Source organism: Spartinivicinus marinus (assembly GCF_026309355.1).
Taxonomy (GTDB): domain Bacteria; phylum Pseudomonadota; class Gammaproteobacteria; order Pseudomonadales; family Zooshikellaceae; genus Spartinivicinus; species Spartinivicinus marinus.
The window spans coordinates 81,879-104,295 of record NZ_JAPJZK010000002.1 but is presented as its reverse complement, the minus strand read 5'-3'; the positions used below and the strand labels follow the sequence as shown (position 1 = coordinate 104,295).

The 22,417-nt window shown below is 41.7% G+C and carries 26 protein-coding genes; 23 read left to right on the top strand and 3 right to left on the bottom strand.

Annotation, left to right across the window (positions count from 1 at the left end):
- Positions 1 to 35: 35 nt before the first annotated feature.
- From OQE68_RS28745 to OQE68_RS28650, 20 genes are all read left to right on the top strand, one after another.
- Positions 36 to 539 (top strand): transglycosylase SLT domain-containing protein, encoded by a 504-nt coding sequence (locus tag OQE68_RS28745; RefSeq protein WP_180569854.1) that lies wholly within the window; start codon positions 36 to 38, stop codon positions 537 to 539.
- Positions 521 to 1,060: an integrating conjugative element protein gene (locus OQE68_RS28740; RefSeq protein WP_180569853.1), complete on the top strand. Its 540-nt coding sequence runs from the start codon at positions 521 to 523 to the stop codon at positions 1,058 to 1,060. Before OQE68_RS28745 ends, OQE68_RS28740 begins: the two co-directional genes overlap by 19 nt.
- Positions 1,057 to 3,120 (top strand): type IV conjugative transfer system coupling protein TraD, encoded by a 2,064-nt coding sequence (traD, locus tag OQE68_RS28735; protein WP_180569852.1) that lies wholly within the window; start codon positions 1,057 to 1,059, stop codon positions 3,118 to 3,120. The genes OQE68_RS28740 and traD overlap by 4 nt, the downstream gene beginning before the upstream one ends.
- Positions 3,121 to 3,888 (top strand): TIGR03747 family integrating conjugative element membrane protein, encoded by a 768-nt coding sequence (locus OQE68_RS28730; RefSeq protein WP_180569851.1) that lies wholly within the window; start codon positions 3,121 to 3,123, stop codon positions 3,886 to 3,888.
- An 89-nt stretch (positions 3,889 to 3,977) separates the two neighbouring features.
- Positions 3,978 to 4,268 (top strand): integrative conjugative element protein, RAQPRD family, encoded by a 291-nt coding sequence (locus OQE68_RS28725; RefSeq protein WP_180569850.1) that lies wholly within the window; start codon positions 3,978 to 3,980, stop codon positions 4,266 to 4,268.
- The gene (locus OQE68_RS28720; RefSeq protein ID WP_180569849.1) at positions 4,268 to 4,573 is read left to right on the top strand and encodes a DUF3262 family protein; all 306 of its coding nucleotides are present in this window, start codon (positions 4,268 to 4,270) and stop codon (positions 4,571 to 4,573) included. The genes OQE68_RS28725 and OQE68_RS28720 overlap by 1 nt, the downstream gene beginning before the upstream one ends.
- A 9-nt stretch (positions 4,574 to 4,582) precedes the next feature.
- A complete protein-coding gene (locus tag OQE68_RS28715; RefSeq protein WP_180569848.1) occupies positions 4,583 to 4,963 on the top strand; it encodes a TIGR03745 family integrating conjugative element membrane protein in 381 nt (126 codons plus the stop codon).
- Positions 4,964 to 4,966: 3 nt separating this feature from the next.
- Positions 4,967 to 5,335, top strand: coding sequence for a TIGR03750 family conjugal transfer protein (locus OQE68_RS28710; protein WP_180569847.1), 369 nt, complete (start codon positions 4,967 to 4,969; stop codon positions 5,333 to 5,335).
- A gap of 2 nt (positions 5,336 to 5,337) precedes the next feature.
- On the top strand, positions 5,338 to 5,985 hold the full coding sequence (locus OQE68_RS28705; protein ID WP_180569846.1) for a PFL_4703 family integrating conjugative element protein: 648 nt from the start codon (positions 5,338 to 5,340) through the stop codon (positions 5,983 to 5,985).
- A complete protein-coding gene (locus tag OQE68_RS28700) occupies positions 5,982 to 6,764 on the top strand; it encodes a TIGR03749 family integrating conjugative element protein (RefSeq protein ID WP_180569845.1) in 783 nt (260 codons plus the stop codon). The genes OQE68_RS28705 and OQE68_RS28700 overlap by 4 nt, the downstream gene beginning before the upstream one ends.
- The gene (locus tag OQE68_RS28695; RefSeq protein ID WP_180569844.1) at positions 6,764 to 8,119 is read left to right on the top strand and encodes a TIGR03752 family integrating conjugative element protein; all 1,356 of its coding nucleotides are present in this window, start codon (positions 6,764 to 6,766) and stop codon (positions 8,117 to 8,119) included. The genes OQE68_RS28700 and OQE68_RS28695 overlap by 1 nt, the downstream gene beginning before the upstream one ends.
- Positions 8,079 to 8,459, top strand: a complete 381-nt coding sequence (locus tag OQE68_RS28690; protein ID WP_180569843.1) for a TIGR03751 family conjugal transfer lipoprotein — start codon at positions 8,079 to 8,081, stop codon at positions 8,457 to 8,459. Before OQE68_RS28695 ends, OQE68_RS28690 begins: the two co-directional genes overlap by 41 nt.
- 108 nt (positions 8,460 to 8,567) lie before the next feature.
- On the top strand, positions 8,568 to 11,366 hold the full coding sequence (locus OQE68_RS28685) for a conjugative transfer ATPase (RefSeq protein ID WP_180569842.1): 2,799 nt from the start codon (positions 8,568 to 8,570) through the stop codon (positions 11,364 to 11,366).
- Complete coding sequence (locus OQE68_RS28680) at positions 11,363 to 11,917, top strand: hypothetical protein (RefSeq protein WP_180569841.1); 555 nt, start codon at positions 11,363 to 11,365, stop codon at positions 11,915 to 11,917. Before OQE68_RS28685 ends, OQE68_RS28680 begins: the two co-directional genes overlap by 4 nt.
- 183 nt (positions 11,918 to 12,100) lie before the next feature.
- Positions 12,101 to 12,532: a TIGR03757 family integrating conjugative element protein gene (locus OQE68_RS28675; RefSeq protein WP_180569840.1), complete on the top strand. Its 432-nt coding sequence runs from the start codon at positions 12,101 to 12,103 to the stop codon at positions 12,530 to 12,532.
- Positions 12,525 to 13,547 carry a TIGR03756 family integrating conjugative element protein gene (locus tag OQE68_RS28670; RefSeq protein WP_180569839.1) on the top strand — a complete coding sequence of 341 codons (1,023 nt, stop codon included), beginning with the start codon at positions 12,525 to 12,527 and terminating at the stop codon, positions 13,545 to 13,547. Before OQE68_RS28675 ends, OQE68_RS28670 begins: the two co-directional genes overlap by 8 nt.
- A gap of 5 nt (positions 13,548 to 13,552) precedes the next feature.
- Complete coding sequence (locus OQE68_RS28665) at positions 13,553 to 14,935, top strand: integrating conjugative element protein (RefSeq protein ID WP_180569838.1); 1,383 nt, start codon at positions 13,553 to 13,555, stop codon at positions 14,933 to 14,935.
- The gene (locus OQE68_RS28660) at positions 14,935 to 15,318 is read left to right on the top strand and encodes a hypothetical protein (RefSeq protein WP_180569837.1); all 384 of its coding nucleotides are present in this window, start codon (positions 14,935 to 14,937) and stop codon (positions 15,316 to 15,318) included. The genes OQE68_RS28665 and OQE68_RS28660 overlap by 1 nt, the downstream gene beginning before the upstream one ends.
- 14 nt (positions 15,319 to 15,332) lie before the next feature.
- Complete coding sequence (locus OQE68_RS28655) at positions 15,333 to 16,901, top strand: conjugal transfer protein TraG N-terminal domain-containing protein (protein ID WP_180569836.1); 1,569 nt, start codon at positions 15,333 to 15,335, stop codon at positions 16,899 to 16,901.
- Positions 16,840 to 18,591 carry a conjugal transfer protein TraG N-terminal domain-containing protein gene (locus tag OQE68_RS28650; protein ID WP_180569835.1) on the top strand — a complete coding sequence of 584 codons (1,752 nt, stop codon included), beginning with the start codon at positions 16,840 to 16,842 and terminating at the stop codon, positions 18,589 to 18,591. Before OQE68_RS28655 ends, OQE68_RS28650 begins: the two co-directional genes overlap by 62 nt.
- 26 nt (positions 18,592 to 18,617) lie before the next feature.
- Here OQE68_RS28650 and OQE68_RS28645 read toward each other — a convergent pair whose 3' ends face one another.
- A complete protein-coding gene (locus OQE68_RS28645) occupies positions 18,618 to 18,863 on the bottom strand; it encodes a DUF4177 domain-containing protein (protein WP_180569834.1) in 246 nt (81 codons plus the stop codon).
- 378 nt (positions 18,864 to 19,241) lie between these two features.
- On the opposite strand from OQE68_RS28645, the gene ssb reads away from it, so the two are divergent.
- The 3 genes from ssb to OQE68_RS28630 all read left to right on the top strand — a co-directional run bounded on the left by ssb (position 19,242) and on the right by OQE68_RS28630 (position 20,989).
- Positions 19,242 to 19,871 carry a single-stranded DNA-binding protein gene (gene ssb, locus OQE68_RS28640; RefSeq protein WP_180569833.1) on the top strand — a complete coding sequence of 210 codons (630 nt, stop codon included), beginning with the start codon at positions 19,242 to 19,244 and terminating at the stop codon, positions 19,869 to 19,871.
- 311 nt (positions 19,872 to 20,182) lie between these two features.
- Positions 20,183 to 20,497, top strand: coding sequence for a DUF3577 domain-containing protein (locus tag OQE68_RS28635; protein ID WP_180569832.1), 315 nt, complete (start codon positions 20,183 to 20,185; stop codon positions 20,495 to 20,497).
- A 93-nt stretch (positions 20,498 to 20,590) separates the two neighbouring features.
- The gene (locus tag OQE68_RS28630) at positions 20,591 to 20,989 is read left to right on the top strand and encodes a DUF6573 family protein (protein ID WP_180569831.1); all 399 of its coding nucleotides are present in this window, start codon (positions 20,591 to 20,593) and stop codon (positions 20,987 to 20,989) included.
- A 45-nt stretch (positions 20,990 to 21,034) separates the two neighbouring features.
- On the opposite strand, the gene OQE68_RS28625 is transcribed toward OQE68_RS28630, so the two are convergent.
- Both OQE68_RS28625 and OQE68_RS28620 read right to left on the bottom strand, forming a co-directional pair.
- On the bottom strand, positions 21,035 to 21,547 hold the full coding sequence (locus OQE68_RS28625) for a hypothetical protein (protein WP_180569830.1): 513 nt from the start codon (positions 21,545 to 21,547) through the stop codon (positions 21,035 to 21,037).
- Positions 21,548 to 21,727: 180 nt separating this feature from the next.
- On the bottom strand, positions 21,728 to 22,387 hold the full coding sequence (locus OQE68_RS28620) for an AcaB family transcriptional regulator (protein ID WP_180569829.1): 660 nt from the start codon (positions 22,385 to 22,387) through the stop codon (positions 21,728 to 21,730).
- Positions 22,388 to 22,417 lie beyond the last annotated feature (30 nt).

Here is a 22,417-nt window from a genome sequence, read left to right as displayed (position 1 = left end):
CCATGCGTACTGGAGTATTGATTGTGGCCTGGGTGATGGCTACGCCGTGTCACGCAGAAGATATACCGGGGGCTTATCTGCAGGTGGCGAAAAAGGTGGGTGTACCGGCATCCGTTCTGTATGCCATTGCTAATCAAGAAAGCCGGTGGAAGGTACCTGTTAAGCATGTCAATGTCAGTCGTCCTTGGCCGTGGACGTTGAATGTAAGGGGGGAGAGTCGACGTTTTCATACACGACAAGCCGCCTACCAAAATCTACTTAATGAATTAAAAAATGATCCCAATTGCAGTTGTGATGTAGGCATTATGCAGGTGAATTGGCGGTGGCATAAATACCGGTTTCGTAGTGCCTGGGACGCACTGGATCCCATGAAAAACCTAGTGGCAGGGGCCACGTACCTTAAAGAAATGCATGACACGACAGGTGATTGGCAACAAGCCGTTAAGAAATACCATTCACCGGGAAAAACACCTAAACAATTAAAAAATGCAGCCATTTATTTAAAGGGGTTCAAACAACAGTGGAAAAAATTGTATTAACCAGTTTATTCACCTGCATACTCTCTACGTCATTATCAGCCGAACTCTTACAAAAACCCACAGAAACGCCAAACAATCGCATGGTCGTGATTGGCAAGGTGGGTCCTACCCAGCCGATAGAAGGGATTATGAGTCGCCATTTATCGATTGGCCGAGCCATGGCCATCGCTAAATCGAACGCCGATAAAACGATTACAATTAATTACCCCTTTATCACTGCATCGTTAACGCCAGGCCGCGTAACGCCAAAAAAAGCCAATTTCTTTTGGCTGCAAACCCCTTTTTTTATTGTAGGGACCGACAACGTATCAGCCCAGTGGATGCAAGCAAACTATGACGTACTCAAAAAAAATCATGCGGTTGGATTGATCGTCAATGCGAATAGCGAAGCATCCGTGCAGCGTTTAAAAGCCGTCGGCCAGGGGCTTAATTTATTTGTGGCATCAGGTGACTCACTTGCCAGAGAGCTGGGTATTAGGCATTACCCAGCGGTTGTGTCCAAATATGGAGTGGAGCAATGAGCAATAAATACACGGTTGAAACGTTGTTGAGGCCCCCTGTCGAGTTATATTCAGCATTGACCACGGCGTGTTCATCAGCGGTGTTACTGGCGTCTCCTGCCTTATTTATGGTGCCAACCCAAGTTGCCTATGGGTTAGGTTCGGCAACCTCGCTATGGGCCTTACATCGCGCGAGGCAAGGCTATCAGATTGTGAGATACCAGAAAGGCTTACAGAAAGTGCCGTATTGGGAAATATCGGGGGGCGATATTCCCGTCAGCAATTACCAATTATTTTTAGGCAAAGGGTTTCGCTGGCAAGAAAAGCACACCCAACGTATGTATGAAGTCAGAGACACTGATAATGCCGATTACACCAAACCCAGTGCGACTTACGAATGGGCCAGAAGAAAAGAAATAAAGTGGGAACAAAAAAAACACGTAAAACCCTTAGCTGAATTATTGCGATCACGTCATCCATTCAATCCATTTAAACCCTTACCCGACATTGGTGGTGAACCGGCATTACACGGTGTCGGTGCTTTAGAAGAAACCGATGTGATGATGAGTCTCAGCGAGCGAACCGGCCATACCATTGTGCCAGGTAAAACACGGGTGGGTAAAACGCGTTGTGCGGAAGTGTTGATTACACAAGATATTCATCGTGGGGATGTGGTGATTGTCCTTGATCCTAAAGGCGATGCCGATTTACTGAAGCGCATGTATTTAGAAGCCAAGCGCGCGGGTCGCTTAGATCAGTTTTATGTATTTCATTTGGGGCATCCTGAACTATCGTGCCGCTATAACGCGGTGGGTTCATTTTCGCGAATTACCGAAGTGGCTTCACGGATTGCCAACCAATTACCCGGTGGGGGTAATTCAGCGGCTTTTAAGGAATTCGGCTGGCAGTTTGTGAATATCATTGCGGTGGCCGTAACTGACTTGGGCCAACGGCCTAACTATACCAGTATTCGGCGTTATATTCGGGATATTGATCCACTACTGATTGAGTATGGTGAGAAGTATTTATCTGAGCACAAGGCGTTTGGTGATCAATGGGAAGGCTTGGTGAGTGAGATACAACAAAAATTAACCAACAAAGATAAAGACGAATTCAAGGGGCGTAATGACCGAGCAATTGCAATCGTCAATTTTGTTAAACAACATAATATTTTTGACCCAACCCTGGAAGGATTAATATTCGCCTTCAAAATGGAAAAAACCTATTTTGATAAGTTGTCAGTGGCGCTGGGACCCTTTTTAGAAAAGCTCACGACAGGCACGATTGCCCCCTTAATTGCGCCAAATTATACCGATGAACACGATAAGCGCGACATACTGGATTGGGAAGAGCTGGTTAAACGGCGAGGGATTGCCTATGTCGGGCTGGATGCCTTAACTGACCCAGAGGTAGCCAATGTTGTAGGTGAGTCGATGTTCAGTGATCTAACCTCACTCGCCGGGTATTTTTATAAAAACGGCTATAATTCTGGCCTCAAAAATAAAAAGAAAAAAGGCGAAGTGCCGAGTATTTCTATTCATGGGGATGAGTTCAGTGACTTACTGGGACCAAAATTTATTACGTTGGTCAATAAGTCTGGTGGGGCCGGTTATCAATTAACGTTGTATACCCAAACATGGAATGATATTGCCGCCAGTTTAGGGGATCAATTCAAAGCCGGGCAAATCGCTGGCAATATTGGCACGATTATTATGTTCCGGGTAACTGACACACAGACAGCTGAAGTGATCACTGAAAAGTTACCCACCGTCAAAGTCAAAAGCTTGATGACGGTCAGTGGCGTCAATGATACCGCGACAGGTGAATTCAGTTTTACCAGTAATAACCAAGACCGGATCAGTGCGGAAAAAGTCCCGATGTTAACGCCCGCCGATATTAATGCATTGCCGAAGGGCCAAGCCTTTGCGCTACTCAATGGCAGCCAGTTATACAAAATCCGGATGCCATTGGCGAGTAAAAAAGACAGCGAAGCAATGCCACCCAATTTAATGGATTTGATGGATGCCATGAAGAAAACTTACCAATCTAACGTAGATTGGGGCGCAGTGAGGACGGCATAAATGGCAAGTGAACAACAGGATGTCAAAGATTATGATAAAAAACGCAAAGGCATGGTTGGCTCAACCATTAGTTTTATTTTTTATCTTTTTCTCACCTTATTGGGTTCGTTATTCATCAATATTATTATTGAGTGGATTGGCATGGCTTTTTGGTGGCCAAACGAACCGCACCATGCGCAAGGAATGGTAATAGCCGAATTAAATTATTTAGAAGACACCATTGGTCAACACCCATTTTTTGGGGATACCAAAGGGTTTGTCATGCACCAAGCATCGGCTATTTATCAGGTGGTGGTGATCGAGAGTGGCTTGCAAGGTTTACTCAGTCAGCGTCATCAATTGTTTGGCAATATTGAGTCACTATACAATGAGTACGCGAGCGATGCTTCACTGTTCGGTGAAGTGAATTTACAATCAGCCTCGTCAACAGGGCAAACGTATATTGAGTCGGCGCTTTCATCCACGCAATTATTTGTTGTTAGATTATTAATATTAACCCTATCTATACCCGCCGTGTTATTAGCCATATTGATTGGAATGACTGACGGCATTGTTGAGCGAGACCTCAGAAAATGGGGCGGTGGCCGTGAATCCAGTATGGTGTTCAGCTTTGCCAAATCATTCTTTAAGCCTGTCATTTTTATTTTTACAATGCTGTATTTAAGCTTGCCGGTGACAGTAAGCCCTTTCTTTATATTCGTACCTTTTGCGATTTCACTGGGGTTAGTGGTTCGCAAACTCTTTGAGAAAATGAAGAAATATCTCTAAAAGAATTCGGCATTGAAAAATGAAAGATAACGCTATGGACATTCATATTATCAGTCCTGATAATTAAGTGACCGAAGGAGAAAAAATTCATGCGAAATTATTTGCTAATTCTATTATTAGCGGTGCCTTTTATTGCCTACGCCGACAGCGCCCAAGAGCGAGCATTATTAAGTACGCTAGAAAAAGAGCTGGTTTTTCTTGAGAGCAAAATAAAAGAAGCGCAACGCTTATCCTCAAAAGAGGCACGTTTTAGATTTGATTATCAAGCCTTGAAAAATGATATAGCCAAAATTAAAGGGGGAATTTCTCGGTATTTAAATAGGCCACTACGTGAACCACGCCAGCTAGGTGATATTGAACCCGTTAAGGGTGGTTATTAATGTTAATTACGTGGGTTGCAGCCGCCAGTAGTGCATTAGACGGCGTGAGCATTAAGGGCAAAGATGTTGGTGAAATCGTTGCCTCTCAAGAAGCTGCATTTTCAGCTGCCACCGGGGCTGACATGAGTGCATTTGAATGGCTTTTTACCTCGTTACTGGCCGCATTAATTCTCGCATGGGGTGGCTATGCTTGCATGGCATTATTAAAAACAATATCCGCGGGAGAATCAAAATGGGGTGATATTGGCATCGCATTATGCAGAGTTTCATTCATTGTCACACTGATTTTAGTCTTAGCATCATAAGGAAAAAACATGAAAAAAATCGTTCCCAACCTGTGGGAAAAAGCCAATATTCCCATCATTTCCGGACTTGTATTATTTAATACCTCCAGAGCGATAGCTGACATTCCAGACGCCGGTGAACCGAGCGATGGAGATGGTGATAACTACGTTCAAACCTTTGGAAATTACGGTAAAGATGCCTTTGACATAATGTTTCTTTTTATCGGGGCGGCTATGTTTTTGGTTGGTGCCTATGTATTAATTAAAAGCTTATACGAAACGGTAAATAGCCCTAATCGAGATTGGGGTGGTTTCATGGTAACGGCTGTTGTGACTGGCTTAGTGATGGCTGTCGGGGTGTTATTAGTAAACCTGGGTCAAGGTGTACTGACAACCGGACCGGCGGCCTAAAGCATGAGTAGTGGGGAACGGGAGGTAGGGGACTTAGTTCCCCAGCGCTTAAACGAAGAACCGTTGGTCTTGAAAGGCTTGTGTTATTCAGAAATATTTATGCTGGGTGGCATAGGGATTGTAACGGGATTGTTTGTTTGTGTTCCCCTGACCTATAAATTTTTAGACTCAGCTATCAGTGGTATCGGTTGTTCAATTCCATTTGCAATTTTATTCGTGGCGTTGTTTGCGCGCACATTACAAAAAGTAAAACGAAATCGCCCGGTTGGATATTTACAAATCAAGATTGATGTTTTTCTACAGAAAACAGGGTTTAAACGAAAAATTTTTGTGCTTGAAGAGAAAACGTATGACACCGGCAGAAGGCAATAGCAATGAAATACCGTGACACACTCAGTGGGTATCAAAAATTAACAACAATACAGTTTGTGGTCATTGCCTTCTTAATGGGGGCTTGTGGTGTCCTGTATTACAGCTACACAGAAGCGGAAAAAACCCAGAAACTCAGCGTACCCCCTAATATTCGAGAGGGTGGGGTGTTGCAGGTCGGTAAAAATTACAAGCCCAATATTTATGACTTTGCGTATGGTTTGTTTCAAAAGCTTCACCATTGGCCCAACGATGGCGCAAAAGACTATAGCAGCAATATATATCGGTTTCAGGGCTATTTTACGCCAGAATGCAGAAAGAAATTAAAAGCAGACATGAACCGTAAATCCCTGCGGGGAGAACTGAAAGGGCGTGAACGGATTATTACCGAAATCGAGGGGCGGGGCTATCAATCGGCAAGAGTTCAACAGGTGAGTTCGACAACGTGGAAAACCTGGATTGATTTTGAAGTGACAGAGTTAGTCAACGGCAAACGGATAAAACATATTTATGTGCAATACCCACTCAAAGTAGTGAAATACAAAATTGATGTGGCTAAAAACCCCTGGCAATTGGCGATTGATTGCTTCCATGATGCCCCCAGACAATTGAAAAAAGACGAAAGAAAGCAGCCATTTCGGAGGAAATCATGAATAAACGGCTAGCAGTGTGTCTTCTCCTATTGGCGGTCAATTGGCAGGTCAATGCAGCAGAAACCATGCGGGTGATTTGGGATAAAAAACCCATCAAAGTGACATTGGCAGTCGGAAAAGAAAAATTATTAAGTTTTCCTGAAAAAATAAAAGTGTGGTTCCCCAATGATCTGCGCGGGAAGGTTAAACACACTATTGCGGATGGGGTGTTATATATCACGGCTACTGCAACATTTTCAGAAACCCGCTTTCGTGTACATGAACTTGAGACAGATAAAATTTATTTATTGGATTTATCGGCGGTGGCTAAAAAAGCCGTCAGGCAGCGCGATATTCAAGTCGTGACGCCTGAAGTGGTAGAAAAAGAAGCCAAAGAGTCGATTGAAAAACAAACAAAGCTGAGTCAGAAAAAGAAAGTCGATTGGTATGTACGGCTAACACGTCATGCCTCCCAAGCCCTGTATGCGCCTGAGCGGTTAATGCCCAGTGATCCCGCGATACAGCGTATGCCAGTGAATAAAGCGCCTGTCTCGATCATTCGTGGTGAGCGGGTTAAAGCCACCCCGATTGCAGCCTGGTCGGGTGGCAACTTTTATGTCACGGCAATCAAGTTGCAGAGTCAATCAAACCAAGTGATTGATCTGGATTTTAATGTAATTCGGGGTCAATGGCTGGCGGCCACACTACAACATTTTCAGTTATACCCCCGTGGTGACATGAGAGATACAACAACGTTGTATGTCATTTCACAGCATGAGTACAGCGGGGTAAATTTCTAATGGCTGCATTAAAAGCGAATAAATTACTCATCGGGTTGGGCGCTGTTGGATTATTAATGGCAGTTGTCGTTTTTATCAACAAAGGGGATGCAATTACCGTCCACAAAGGTGAGTCAGGGGCGGCAAAACCGAAAAGGGAACCCGATGCTGATAGCACCATTGACACAATACGACAACTGACAGCGGAAACAGAACAGAACAACGAAGCGATGAATCGGGTGATCGATGATAATAAATCACTCAAATCCACGCTACATAATTATTCCAAGCGGATGGACTCGATTGAAAAAGAGGCGAGAGTGGTGCAGCAAAAAAACCAAAAAGAAGTGGAACGACTTCGCCGTGAGAACAAACAATTAAAAAATCAGCTAAGCCATATTAATACTGACCTAGACAATACCAAGTCTGAAATAGGTAAAAATGGCCTCCCCGCCAATTTTGGGTTTGATCAGGTCCAAGAAAATATGAATCAGTATGGTAGTCAACTGAAATCAGATGCGACAGGGAGCGGCTACTGGGTTGAGCCCATTGATGTAACGCCCTTGGATGAAAAAGGAAACGTGGCGGATCAAAAGCGGTTTTTAAATAAAAAATATTCGTTTTCATCCAGCAAAAAGGAAAAAAACGCTGAAGAAAAAACCGTCGTGCCGGTATACACCATTCCGAAAAACTCCACGCTATTTGATGCAACCGCGATGACAGCCTTAATTGGCCGAATCCCGGTTAATGGGCAAACCCAAGACCCTTACCCTGTCAAACTGTTGATGGGGAATGACAACCTGGCAGCCAATGGGATTCGTATACCGGGTCTGCAAGGCATGATTTGGTCAGGCCATGCCGTGGGTGACTGGAACCTAAAATGTGTGAGTGTACGACTCACGTCCGCGACGTTTGTGTTCCAGGATGGCCGTATTGTCACTAAGGATGCTAAGAACAAGAGTCCCATTGGCTATATCAGTGATAAGCGCGGTGTTCCGTGTATTGCAGGAAAATTGAAGACCAATGCTGGGGCATTTATCTCTCAGCGGGTGGCATTAGCAGCATTTCAGGCAGCTGGTGAAGCCTATAAAGCCAAGCAAACAACACAAAACTCGGGGCCATTTGGTAATACCAGTACCACCGTGTCAGGCAACGTCAATCAATATGCGCTGGGGAGTGCTATCAGCAGCTCCACCAGTGAAGTCAGCAAATGGTTATTGGAACGGCAACAGAAGTCATTTGATGTAGTGGCCGTTGAACCTGGTAAAGAGGTCATTGTGCATGTCGAAGATGCCATTGAAATTGATTATGACAAAGAAGGTAGGAAGGTTTTCTATGATCAGACAGCCACTGCTAGTGAAATTGGCCTTGATTAGTGCAGTTGTCGTATTACAAGGCTGTGTTACCACGAGTGAAGATATTTTTGGTGATGACATGAAATCGATGAAGGAGGTATATCAAAACAAGGCATATGGTGATGGGTTAGCTATTCGTCATCAAATTGCCAGAGATATTCGAGATAATTCGGTGCATGTCAATGCCAAACTCCATAAACATAAAAAAGCGTTTCCAAAGCTACCAAACCCTGAATTAATTATGCATGTATTTCCGCATATTACACGCAATGGGACAGCAGTACCGGCCTATACCACGGCATTTGATTTATATGAAAAAAATCATTATGCGCTACCCGGTGAGATTGTGGGGTGGGAATAAACTGACTTCATTTCCGACGCCTTCCCCAGGCGTCACGCTGGTGTACCTGCGACAGGTTAGCGTCTCTCCAAAATCTCGTTAACACATCATTAATTGTGAAAAATAATTATGTCGATATTTAAACAAATATTCGGAAAAAAAACAGCACACGAGTCATTTAATACGCTGACGAATAAGCAGGTCGATGAACTGTATAAACGGCCAGAACCGTTTGCCAATCATCTACCCGTGGTAGAATTTGGTTCTAAACATAAATTGTTTTTATTAGAGGATGGTATCTCTGTCGCCGCGATGCTGGAAGTGACGGCTATTTCTACAGAAGCGAAGAATGAAAAGTTTTTTAAAGACACAGAGGACAATATTCGGATATTTCTGAGTTGTATTCCTGAAGAGGATAATCCGTGGATAGTCCAGAGTTATACGCAAGATGATAATAGCTTTACTGATGTGATCAAAGGGGTTGAAGCCTATATTCCAGAGCATATTCGTAACACAGAGTATACCCAAAACTATCTAAAAGACTTTGCTGCACATTACCGTCGGGTTTGTAATCCCAAAGGCTATTTCTTGGATGAGGCGGTATCTGGTACCCCTTGGTTTGGGAAAATTCGCAGAACACGGTTATTCATCTATCGTCGCCAGCGTAATCAAGCGCCTGAGCATAATCCTGTTGAAGAATTGAATGAAATGCTTGATCGTTTGAAGAGTCAAGCGCGTTCGGCTGGCATTACATTACGGCAATGCGGTGGGATTGATTATTATACCTGGCTGCTACGTTGGTTTAATCCCAACTCAGAGTTGGCCGGAGAAGACCTCGATAAACTAGTCGAAATGGTACCGTATCCCGGTGACGAGGAAATGCCGATTGGCCTGGATTTCAGCGCAATGTTGTTACTGAAACAGCCTGAGACAAAGAACGATTGTCTGGTATTTGATAACCACCTGCATAAAGCCATCACCATAGACACACTCAAACGGATACCCGACATAGGCCACCTAACCGCTGAACGGCGTATCGGGGATAAGTTGCTAGCGCCTTTTGATCAATTGCCATCGAACACCATTTTTATCATGACCATTGTGATCAAACCCCAAGATGACATATTAAACCATGTTAAAAAAATCGAAAACTCAGCAAAAGGTGGCGGTGCTGAAGCGGAGTTAGCCGAAAGTGATGCGAAAAGGGCTTCAGAATTAATGGCGCATGGGGATAAGCTTTACCCCACCGTCATGACAGTATTGGTTAAAGGCAAAAACCCATCGGATCTGCGTATAAAAATTAACGACACCAATGCCATTTTGCATTCACAAGGGTTTCACCCGGTTGCTGAGCGCAATCAGCAGTTATCGATTAATACGTATATACGCCACTTGCCGATGAATTACGAGCACCATCGTGATAAAGCCGCTCGATTAGAGCGTTTAATGTTTGTCTCTCATTTAGCCAGAATTATTCCTTTTTATGGCCGTTCAAGAGGCACGGGTAATCCTGGGTTGCCGTTTTTTAATCGAGGAGCAGAGCCGTTATTTGTTGATCCCCTAAACAAAGAGGATCGAACCAACAATGCCTTTGGTTTTTTTGTCGGACCGCCAGGTTCGGGTAAATCAGCCAGTCTGGTGACTAAGGTACGGCATATGATGGCTGTTTATCGGCCTCGACTGTTCATCATTGAAAAGGGTGGCTCATTCAAACTGTTGGGTGAACATTTTAGGGAATTAGGGCTGACAGTTCATACGATTAAAGTGACGCCGCAATCTGATGTGTCATTACCGCCCTTTGCCGATGCCTTTAAAATGCTGGCCATTGAGGAAGAAAATAGAAAGTCAGAAGAATTAGATTATAAAGATCCATTTGAAGAGATGGATAAAGAGATTGAAGCATTTCAGGATGCAGATGATGATTCCGAACAGCCAGATTATTTAGGTGAAATGGAGTTGGCTGCCAGGGTAATGATTACGGGTGGTGACCTTAAAGAAGAAGAAAGAATGACCCGTGCGGATCGCATGATCATCCGTAATGCCATTATTGATGCATCAAAAAGGAAATGGGAAGCCCTCAAACAACTGGAACGAGAAGGTAAAAAACCAACCCCTGTTCAGCAACAAGTGTTGACTGAGGATGTGGCGAATGAACTGCTGATACGTTCTAGAGACCCTGAAACATCAGAAAAATTAAGAGAGCGTGCCGAGGATATGTCCAATGCTATACAGATATTTTGTACAGGCATGGCGGGCCGCTTTTTTAATCGACCAGGTGAAAATTGGCCTGAAGCGGATGTGACAATATTTGAGGTAGGCACGTTGGCTAAGGAAGATTACCAGGATCAGCTGACGGTGGCGTACATGTCATTAATGAATAAAATTAATACCATCGTTGAGCGTGAAGAGTATTCTGAGCGTCAAACCCTGATTATTACGGATGAAGCCCACCTAATTACCACTAACCCCTTATTAGCCCCCTATATCGTTAAGATCGTTAAAATGTGGCGTAAGCTGGGCGCGTGGAAGTGGCTAGCCACTCAAAATATGGGTGACTTTCCTAATGCCGCTAAAAAACTATTGGCCATGTTTGAATGGTGGATTGCGATGGTTTGCCCCAAACAGGAGATTGATGAAATAGCACGGTTTAAGCAGCTAACGGAGGAAGAAAGAACGATGCTGTTAGCGGCGACTAAAGAAAGCGGTAAATATACAGAAGGGGTTATTTTATCGGATACCGTCAAATCACTTTTTCGTAATGTCCCCCCACCCATATCCTTAGCTTTAGCCATGACAGAGAAACACGAGAAAAAAGAACGGGCCGATATTATGAAGGCCGAGGGCATTAGTGAATTACATGCCGCCTATCGAGTAGCCGATAAAATTGCACAACGGATTGAAAGAAATATAGAGGAGGGAGTGGCATGAAATACATGCGTTATTTGAAGTGGGTGGCTATTAAAGGTTATAAAATTACATTAGCCCCCTTTTATGGGTTGGCCATGCTTGCTTGGGTATTATGGGTAGTAGGAGTGCTTAATAGCCATAATGTGAGTCTGTTTTTCAGCTATTATGGTACATTTAGTGTCGATGATTGGGTTAAATCTGAAGGAGTTTGGTCTTCGCTGTTTTATCTTATCATATTTTTTGTGATACTTTTTCATATTGTCTATTCAGTGCATTGCAAGCAAATAGCAGAAAAAATTTATGTCATCATCAGTAAAAGAATTAAAATGCGACAGCAAACGATGCAAGTCCTCGCTATTAGCATTCTTTCTATAATCATGATTCCAATAATACTCTATGCACCTACAGAGAAATCAACAAGAGATGTCCCTTTTCCGCCATCTCAAGTGCTTGAGCAAAAACCAGAAATAGAACGAGCGGCGCTTGTGATGAGTGATGGCAAGTTGAAATCAGGTTCAGCGATTATAGAGCAATTGAGTGATTCATCCTACAAAATCATTTTTCAACAATAATCACGTCATATCAATAGGCTGCAAGCAGCCTATTTCCCATCTTATTTTTCAATAGCAGTTTGTACAAATAACAACCTATTCAACCTTAGTTAATTCGGCATTGAAAAATGAAAGATAACTCTATTGATTAGTGGCGCTTCTTCATTGATAGTATTTATTAAATACCTACCACATAGTGCAACGATGAAAAAAATTAACTTAATAATATTTTCATTATTATTTTGCTCGGTAATTAATGCCGCAACATTAATTGAGGCTATTGGCGATAAAAATACTCAGTTTGAGGGAGGCGATGCGGATGTATTTGAAGAGAGTAAATCGCAAGTTCACCTATACAATTTAAATGGTCCTGATGAAATAAATAAATTATTGGGGGATAAATTACCCCCTAATAAGGAGCAGGCCATGGCGATTGTAAAAAGTCGTATCGCCGTGCTTGGTCCATCATTAGAAGTTAAAACAAAAACGGCTTACCTAGGCATTACGGCGGCTATACGTTACCGACTGACAGAGTACCCGGCAATTGTCTTTAACCAAAAATATGTGATTTATGGCGAAACCGATATTGAGGCCGCTTACAATCAATATCAAGCGTGGTTAGATAAGCATGAATAAACAACGCATTAACAGCCTTTTAGTCGCACTGTTGATTTGCACGCAAAGTGTCGCTGGCCCACAAGTATCAACCATTACGTCTGCCCAAATCATAGGCTCATTTGGCGATCAATCCTGTGTTAATTACTGTATAACCGGGGTTTGTGTTTGGATGACCTGCACACCGCTGGGTTGTAAAACAGACACCAGTATGCGGGTAAGTCATCGAAACCCCGATCTGCATGTTAGCGTGTATGATGAGCCAGGCGTCAGCCCTTGGATTGATTGGGGAAATACATTTGCCAGTGTAAAACTGGCAGCGGTGAATGGGCTCACAGGTACTTTTTCGGGTGGGTTTGCAGGCGGTGGCAATCAAACCAATACGAATCATGGTAATAACACCTCGCTAAGACATAAAGAAGCCGAGGTGTTTGGTAGCCCTAAACTGTTATATAACAACTTGTCTTTATTTTGCCCTTCGCAAGCAACAGCCTATCAGCCGTATATGTTCACTGAGTTGGATGCATTGACCTGGCGGATGGGTGCGGCGGAAATGGTCTATCTTGCCAGTTATACACCGGGGTTAAGGGAAATTGGTAATTTCCCCGTCAATATGTGGGGTAGTTTATTTCCTAGGACCAGTGCGGTAAACACCAATGAAGACCCTAAAGCCAATGCGATTATTGCTCAACGAGTCGGCAATATTGTCACTCAATCGGGACAGCCTCATATTTACAATGCAGTGACGGGGTATCCTGATCCTAGTTATTTATATTTTCGTATTCCTGGTGAACTCAAAGAGAACAGTAAAATAGGTGGTGTATGGCAAGAAATGCTGCCGTTACCCGAAACCAGTTGCAAGGTATTTGGCAAGGCTGATTTTACACCTATTGATAATTACTCAAATATCGCCCGGACCAGCCAAAATGAAGTAGCGGCATATACGCTTTGGCGACCTTATGAGTGCTGTGAAATAAAAGGCACTCAATATTTATACACCATTCCCCTCCGTTCTTGTTCAAATTTAGGTTGGTAAAGTTGATGAATAAAAAAATACTATCCAGTCTTACTATTGCAATGTGTTGTATTACTTGGGTTCAAGCTGATGAGCAAATGACACCAAGACCCAGAGGCAATAGTATTTTTTATTATAAATTAGGTGGCGGCCAAAATATTTCATTACCCCCATCATTGGATGTCACGGTAATCCCATTTTCTGCAAGAGGCGCGATAAATACATCATTTGGCTGTGGTAATTTTGATATCAAAACAACCTTGTCAAATTCAATTAATCGCATCAAAGATGGCATTGACTCGGCCTATGTTCAAATGCAAGAAGCCGCGACATCTGCCATTGTAGCGTTACCTGGATACCTCCTTCAAAAGGCCAATCCTGGCTTATACGACATGTTTAACAACGGTATTTTGCGTGCAGAAGAGTCATTTCGGTTAGCGACAAAATCCTGTGAACGGATGCGGTATGAGATGCAAAATGGCATTGATCCCTATGAAAAATGGGTCACGATGTCAGTCGGAGAACGCTGGAAATACTCCATTGGTAGTGGTGGCAACAGCACGGCAGATGTCACTGATGTGCGGAAAAGGGTTGATAAGGACCGTGGTGATAATGGCGTTAAATGGATCGGCGGTAAGCCTGCAGGTGGTAAAGATCAACCGCCTATTAATGTGGTAAAAGATATAGCAAAAGCCGGTTTTAATATGTTGCATAAACTACCTGTAGAATCAGAAAGTGTAATACCTACTGGTGATAGATCAACATCAGCAACGAAGTACTGGAAGTCATCAGTGGAGGTTGCTGACTGGGCTGAGCATGTACTTGGGGAAGTACGAGTAACCACCTGTGATAACTGTCAAAAAGGCAGTAGACCTGGTAATGGACTTCTAAAAACTGCTGAAAAAAAGAGAATAATAGCTAAAGATAAGTTAGTACAGTTTATGTCTGGCGAACTAGACCCGACACCGCGTAACTTAGAAACAATCAGTGCACCTGGCGTAGCAATCTCCTATCACTTGATTACCGCATTAAATAATCTCAGCGCGGATGATAAACCCTATGTCATTTCTAAATTAGCGGATGAAATTGCCCAAGCACAAACCATTGATCAAGCCCTTTCTTTAAGACGGATTTTACTAGCAGGTCGTCGGGAAGGAAATGTCCAGTCCAATGAGTTGGCTATTGAAGAAAGCCAACGAGTGATTGATGAATTGGATCAAAATATTGAAAACTTGTTGTTTGAAGATCGTGTTCGTAAAGAACTGGTGTCAGGTACAGCAGAACATGTACTCAATTTAGACTTTCATCGTAAACGTGAATCGCTGGGTATCAGAAGGCAGGGGGCTAGATACCCAAACAAATTGTCTCGTGATTTTGAATTCAGAACCGAAGACAACAGCGAAGAATAATGATGACTACCGACATAGAAGAGCAGCCTAAACAAGGTAAGCAATGGAAGCGATGGCTGATGCGGCTGCTAACATTATTGGCTGGATTTTTAGGGATTATGCTAGTGGGTCGCTTATTATTAGCGGCCTTGGATTTTAATGATATTGTGTTTTTACAGGAAAAACTCAACATAGCGGACACATTTTTCCAAGTAACTCGGCTTATATTGTATACGGTATTAATCAGCCTTTGGCCAAAAATAGTCGATTTATTAGCTCAAAAAAAACGAATATCCATTAAAGCAGCACAATTAATTAAAAATTATCGATTGAACGTATTTTTATGCTGCATGATTTATGAATTGTTTTTTGTGCATAATGTGATAGCCCTACTATTTAATTAAGCGAGACAATGTTCATGACGGTTGATAGTAGTCTAGAGCTATTTACCACGTTGTTCGGATGGCTCTTTTACGATTTTATATGGGCCATTCTAACCAAAACAGGCATATTATTAATTCCTTTTATTGGTATAGTACTAAACGCCTTTATCACAAGTCGATTGCAAGGTAGTTCGTCTGATACCGTACTCCCGATGATCAGACGGCTTGAACTAAGACTGTTCATCGCATTTTTTGTGTTGCTATTTGCTGGTCAACCTATCGTAACACTGAGCGTCAATGAAGTTTCTTATACACCACGCTCCATTCGTGGACTCCCTACGCAGCAAGAATTTGCCCATGAAAATAACACGACTTATGGCAGTATATCGTTTAAAAACCACCCCAATGCGGTGAAAGTCCCCTTATTGTGGTATGCCGTTTTACAGGCTGCATCAGGCATCAACCGGGCGGTTATAGAGGCTGTCCCCCCCATTGCGGATTATCGATCATTAACTGAACAAATGCGATTGACGAATATTGAGGATGACCAACTAAGAGCACAACTACAAAAATTTTATACGGCTTGTTTTATGCCAGCTCGGTCAAAATTTCACAATGAGAAACCTGATACAGCAGTAGTGCGGGAAATCTTTGAGGAACATGGAGCGGATGACCCTGATTATATAGGGTCTCAGTTATATATGACCCGACCAGGTTATTATGACACGCTGCGACCAGCTCATCATGTAAAAGGGTTTCCTTATAATGAAACACGAGATAAAGAATGGGATGTTGATGATCCCAATCGTCCTGAATTTGGTCGTCCAACCTGCCGTGAATGGTGGAATAACCTAAAACCACGGATTGTTAATCAAGCCAGTAATGTCGATGGTTTTTTAGAGTTTTTAGGCGGATCTTGGAATGAATCTAAGCGTCATGATGTATTGGTTAAATCGATCTTAAGCAAAGATCCCCCCAGTATTTATAAACGTGGCGTTAACTATGCCCACGCCAATGGTATTGATGCGGATGGCAATATTGGGATGTTAAAGAGTATTTATAATTCTGCAACGGGTGTCGTGGAATGGGCTGGGTTACTACACCAAACGGCGTTGCATGAGACATCCATGAGTGTGATTTTAAAACTTGAGCATCCATTTCAAGCACTCATTTTAATGTCAATTTATATTGTACTGCCATTTTTAATATTGTTTACCGCTTATCGATTAGAAGTTTTACTAATAGGTTCAATACTGTTATTTACCATCAAATTATGGACATTGTTATGGTTTTTCGCTTTTTGGATCGACAATAATTTATTGCTGGCTATGTATCCTGATACAGAGAGTTTAGCCTCATTTTTCGGTGGTAACGATATGAGTAACCAACGAATGAGGATGTTATTAAACATTTTAGTCGGTTCATTACATATTTTATTCCCTTTGATATTGGCAATTATTGCTGGATATGCCGGCGTAAGAATGTCTGGCGCAACGCATTTATTTTTAATGCAAACGGGGGCTTATCAAACAGCTGCTGTTGGTGCAAACCGTACCACTAGAAGAGGCGCTACAGGGGCTGCAAGACAGGCAAAAGGAAAATGACATGATAGTCAACAGTGGTTTAGAAATGTTTACCACTCTGTTTGGGTGGATGTTTTATGACTTCATTTGGGAAATACTGGTTAAAACTGGCATTGTATTGATTCCATTTATTATGATCATCATCACCACGATGATTGAGTCACGGCAATCTGGTGATTCTGGGAGTACGGCGCTTGGCATGATTCGTACGCTTGAAATACGACTGCTCTTAGCCTTTTTTGTGGTGCTGTTTGCTGCTCAGCCTATTGTCACCCTGACGGTTAATGAAGTGACGTATACCCCGCGAGCAATACGAGGACTCCCGACGCAAACTGAGCATCCTCATGATAACAATACGACGTATGGTAGTATTTCGTTTAAAAACTACCCTGAGTCAGTGAAGGTACCTTTATTGTGGTATGCGACGCTTAACACCATTACGGGTATTAATCGCAGTGTCATGGAAGCTGTGCCTCCTATTAAGGATTTTCGAACCTATATTAACCAGATGCGGTTAGTCAGTATTAATGACGATTATGTCAGGCAGGAAACCAACCAATTTTACACAGACTGCTTTGTACCTGCTCGCTCGAAATATTACGATGATGAGCCCGGCTCTACTGCTGTAACAGAGCGACTGGAGGAGTATGGTCGTGAAGATCCAGAGTGGATAGGCTCACGTATTTACAGTGAGGTACCAGGCTACTACGACAAGTTACGTGCCGAGACGCCAGTAAAAGGATTTCCTTACAATGCCACTCGCGACAAGGAGTGGGAGGCCGATGATCCAGGGCGACCAGAATTTGGGCGGCCTAACTGTCGTGAATGGTGGAATACATTAAGAGAGAAATTAGTAGAACAGGATAAAGAGGCTGGTCTATGGACCAATTTTATTAATTACGACTGGGATGAAGGGCAACGAAAAGATAACCTAGTTAAAAATATTCTGTCTCGTGACCCACCCAAAATCGTTAAGAGAGGCCCCTATTATGCGTATCTCAATGGAGCAGGGGAGGATGGTGATCGGTCTTTGCTACAGGATGTACGTGATATTGTAGGGTGGCTGGCCATATTTGGTGAAGCAGCCACACATGAAACATTTCTGAGCGTGTTTTTGAAAATTGAGGATGAATTACAGGCGCTGGTACTGATGGGGATTTTTGCGCTATTACCATTTTTAGTATTATTTATGGGATTTAAAATCGAGAGTATGCTGTATGGTGTGATTTTATTGGTCAGTGTAAAAATACTATCACTACTATGGTTTTTGGCTTGGTGGGTGGATAATAATTTACTGCTAGCAATGTACCCTGAAACTGGCATGATGGCCACGTCATTAGCGGGTTCTGCGGATCTTGCCGCCCTAGATTTACGTGCGTTATTAAGTACACTGACAGGTTCATTGCATATTATTCTGCCATTGATATTCTTTATGATTGCATCCTATGCAGGCGTCAATATGTCTGGTATCTCTGACATGGTGTCTAGTACCGCTCAGCGTTGGAAGCAGGCGTCTGAAAACATGAATCGAAATGCCATCAATACAACAGTAGAGGGCTATAAATGGAATCAACGACGTAAACAAAACAATGAAAGAAAGGAAGAAAACAGGGAACAACGGGGTAATGAAAGAAGCCAAATGCGATCTGAATGGAGAGCGGAGCTAAGAAAGCATAGAGAAGAAATTAGGAAAGAATTAAATCAGCGTTAATGATCAATAGGTGGGCAATTGCCCGCCTATTTTCTGATTGGCCGTTTAAAAATTGTAATAATACGACTACTGGTTGTTGCTGTACTTACTGCTTCCCACCCCTCTAATCCTAGAACCTTAAACTCTTCACGCATAGCATTTACAGCACCAGAACCAGTTTTTGGCAGGTTAACAATTTTATATTCCCATTGAACTAATCTTTTTGATTGTGATGCAAAGCTTACAGGACTAAGGAACAGTACTAACAAAAACCAATAAGTCATTTTTTTCATGCTTTGTATCCTTCTTTTTAAGTTGTTAAATCAATAAACTCATTGTACACTATATATTCAATCTGTTGCTATTACAGTCTTAATAGCATTCACTAAAGGTTGCCTTTTGGCAGTGATAAAACCTTTCTTTTTGAGTAATTGTAAGACAGTATTTCAAGCTTTTACTCTCTAGCATAAATGGGGTTTTCCCATTTTTTCTTCATTGAATCAAGTCTTTTATAGGCTATTAGGCTACATCAGCCAACTTTTTGATGAATTTTGCGTAATACAGTAAACCAGAGCCTCTGGTGTGTTATGTGATCTTTTCAAATTCCTTTTTGTTGGGCTAATAGCTCTATTGACTTTTTATTATTTATTAAGCTTTTTAAGGAGAAAGCTATGCGAGGCGTTAACAAAGTTATTTTAGTTGGTAACTTAGGTGCAGATCCAGAGATTCGTTATATGCCTAACGGCAACGCTGTAGCTAACTTGAGTATTGCAACTAGCGAACAATGGAAGGATAAACAAACGGGTCAACAGCAAAGCAAAACTGAATGGCATCGGGTTGTTATTTTTGGCAAGATAGCAGAAGTTGCGGGACAGTATGCACGTAAAGGCTCTAAGTTGTATTTAGAAGGCAAGCTACAAACTCGCAAATGGCAGGCGCAAGATGGCCAAGATCGTTATACAACAGAAGTTGTTGTAGACATTAATGGTCAAATGCAACTGCTAGATTCTCGCCCAGAAGGTAATAATCTTAATGGGGTAGGGCAACAAAACCAGCACTTTCAGCAGCCGCAGAATCATCCTGCAAACGCTAATGGTAAACAAACTCCACCCCAAGGATTAAGGCAACAAAACCAGGGTTATCAGCAAAACAATCAGCATTTAAATGATAACTCAGGGCAGCATATATCAATGGCAGGTCAACCAAACTCTTCTAATCACGCTCAACCTGTGATGGACGGTGGTTATGACTCGTTCACTGATGATATACCCTTCGATTTTTTTATGAGAGGTATGTATTAAACATTGCTTAAAAACCCCTGTGTACAGGGGTTTTTCTTTATTTTCCCTCTACATTTCTTGTAGCTAATTGCCATCTGTATAAAATCCCTGATATAGTAAACAATTCTTCTGTTGCTATTGCAGTATCAATAGCACCCTCACTAAAGGTCGCCATTAGGTAGTGATAAATGACCTTCTTTTTGAACATTATTTGTTCGCTTGTTAAACAGGTTTTTCCTGTTTATCTCGTCTTAAGGAAACAGCTATGTCTAATACACAGTCTATTGTGTACTTTGATAGCTACTTTTCTGCAATGGGTTTGCTTCAATCAGTTGAAAAAACTTATTGCTAATAAAACAGTAATTAAGGCAAGAATAAATGTTCGTCAGGGATCATCTCTGCGACCTATTTATATTCCTTATACTGTATTTATCTATGATGGTAAAAATCAAAATATTCTTTTTGATTTAAAAGAGGCGTTAAAAGAAAAGTCAACAATATTGTTGGGTTTTCGAGCTTCTAATCCTGAACCAAAGCCTTATGTAATTATTGAAGGTGAGTTTTCTGGAAAAATTGATTTTTATTTATCGGCAACTCTGCTGGAAATTAATCATATAGAAGTTGATGGTGTTGTAGTTTCAGCATAATTAACCTTCTAGTTTTCCTCTTTCCTTCTTTCTCATAAGTTTTATTCCAATCAATGTGGTTTCCACATTTTTTCCTGTATCGGAGTACACAAGATGTGCTGTTCTTATGCTAGTGCCTATACACGTCGTCAAGCAATTGAAGATGGTGTTCTTATTGATGTAACTAAAGCTGCAGCTGAAGTAGGGTTTAAGTTTCCCGTCGCTTTGACTAGAGCTTGTTACGAAGATTCAGTTGGCTGGACTCAATTTGATACCAATCGTCACGGGTATCAAGATGAGGCAGGAAGGCTTTGGGATGTTCTAAATATGCTGTACTTTGCAATTAGTTCATCAAAAGGTGATTCCCAGCAACTTCTATTTCAATTTTACCGGGTCAATAGAACTAAGAGGTGTCGTGTGAATGATGCGGAGATAGTTACTTTGAAGTCGGTAGTAACACCAGGTGATTTAGGTGAACCTGTCATTACTATAATGTTGCCCGAAGAAAGTTGATAAATAAAGTCTTGCATAATGCAAGACTTTATTTATCAATTGCTTTTAATTTATGATTTTTTGCCAAATATTATTTTTTAAGCAGGCTGTTCCATGATGACGTGATTCTCCTATTCCATGACTGACTCCATCACCCACTTCTGGAATAGTTAATGTGTATTTTTTACATTTCTGTCCTGAATTTGATGTTATTGTTTTCTCAACCTCAAAATCTATTAATCCAATAGGGTTTTGCCATTGCTTGATTTCTCGATCACGAAACGTATTGAACCCACTTTGAACCAGCCTTTCTTCAGCCATCGTTATGACTGAAGGACTATGAATACCTTGTTCTATAATAGCGAGCCTAACAATATTAGGCGGAGGGAAATTGTATGAAGCTGTCTGATTACTGACGTCTTGTATTTGGACAATATTTTGCAGCGGGCATCCTGCCAGTAAAAATACAGATGCCAATGCTATTACTCTTAAAAACATAGTGAATATCCTTTTGTCATCATCACCACCAATAATGATCAAAAAACAAGCTTTTATATTGGCTGTGTGTATTTTGATCATATCGCTCTAAGCGATCGGGGAATATCATGTCAAATAGCATAATGATTAATATTTGAGCTATATATAGGGCCTTTTTACAACATATAATCAAAATTTTTACAGACGGCTTAGCCCTATAAATCACATAGCGTTTCTTAATCGTCAGTAGAGTTCTGTATATTTTTTCTTCAGTCGCTGTGATCATGTATATTGCTTACTAGATATATAACTGTGTTCAAGTTCTATCTCACCATCAATAATTTCTTGTGGGATGACTCCACCTTGTTTGATAGCGGCTTTTGCTTTGTCATTCATCAACACTAGATCATCAAAGGTTACGGGTTTAGGACAATGCTTGGGAATAGTAAATAATGTTCTAAAGCCCGATGCACCTTGATGTACCATATCTCTAAAGTGATTGTTACTGTTAAACAAGCCGAAACTTTTTGCAACAAGTGCTTTCTGCATTATCAGATCAAATTGTGCCAGCTGTCTAGCTGCAATGATGGGATAGGTTGACGTGAACTGTAGTGTATCAGGTTTTGATATCCTTTTTTTATCAATGGCAAATGACAGGTTGTCTGGCATCAAGTCGAGTATTTCATTCACTGCTTGTTCAAACTTTGATAGTATTACTTTGTTTTTTTTGAGCGCTTGCTCCGTTTTAACTAAACACCAAATACCATAGGGGTCTGGCTGATCACTCCTTACCCTTTTCTCAATGATTTTAATACTGTTGGCGAATGATATAAGCCCAATTTGTGAAAATTTTCTAGTTTCTCCATTTGCAGGCTTTCCTGTTAATAGAGCCCTAGATACATACGTTTGAAACGCAATCTCTGAAACTAAAAGATTTGACATATTTACTGTCCCAATAAGATCTAATTTTAG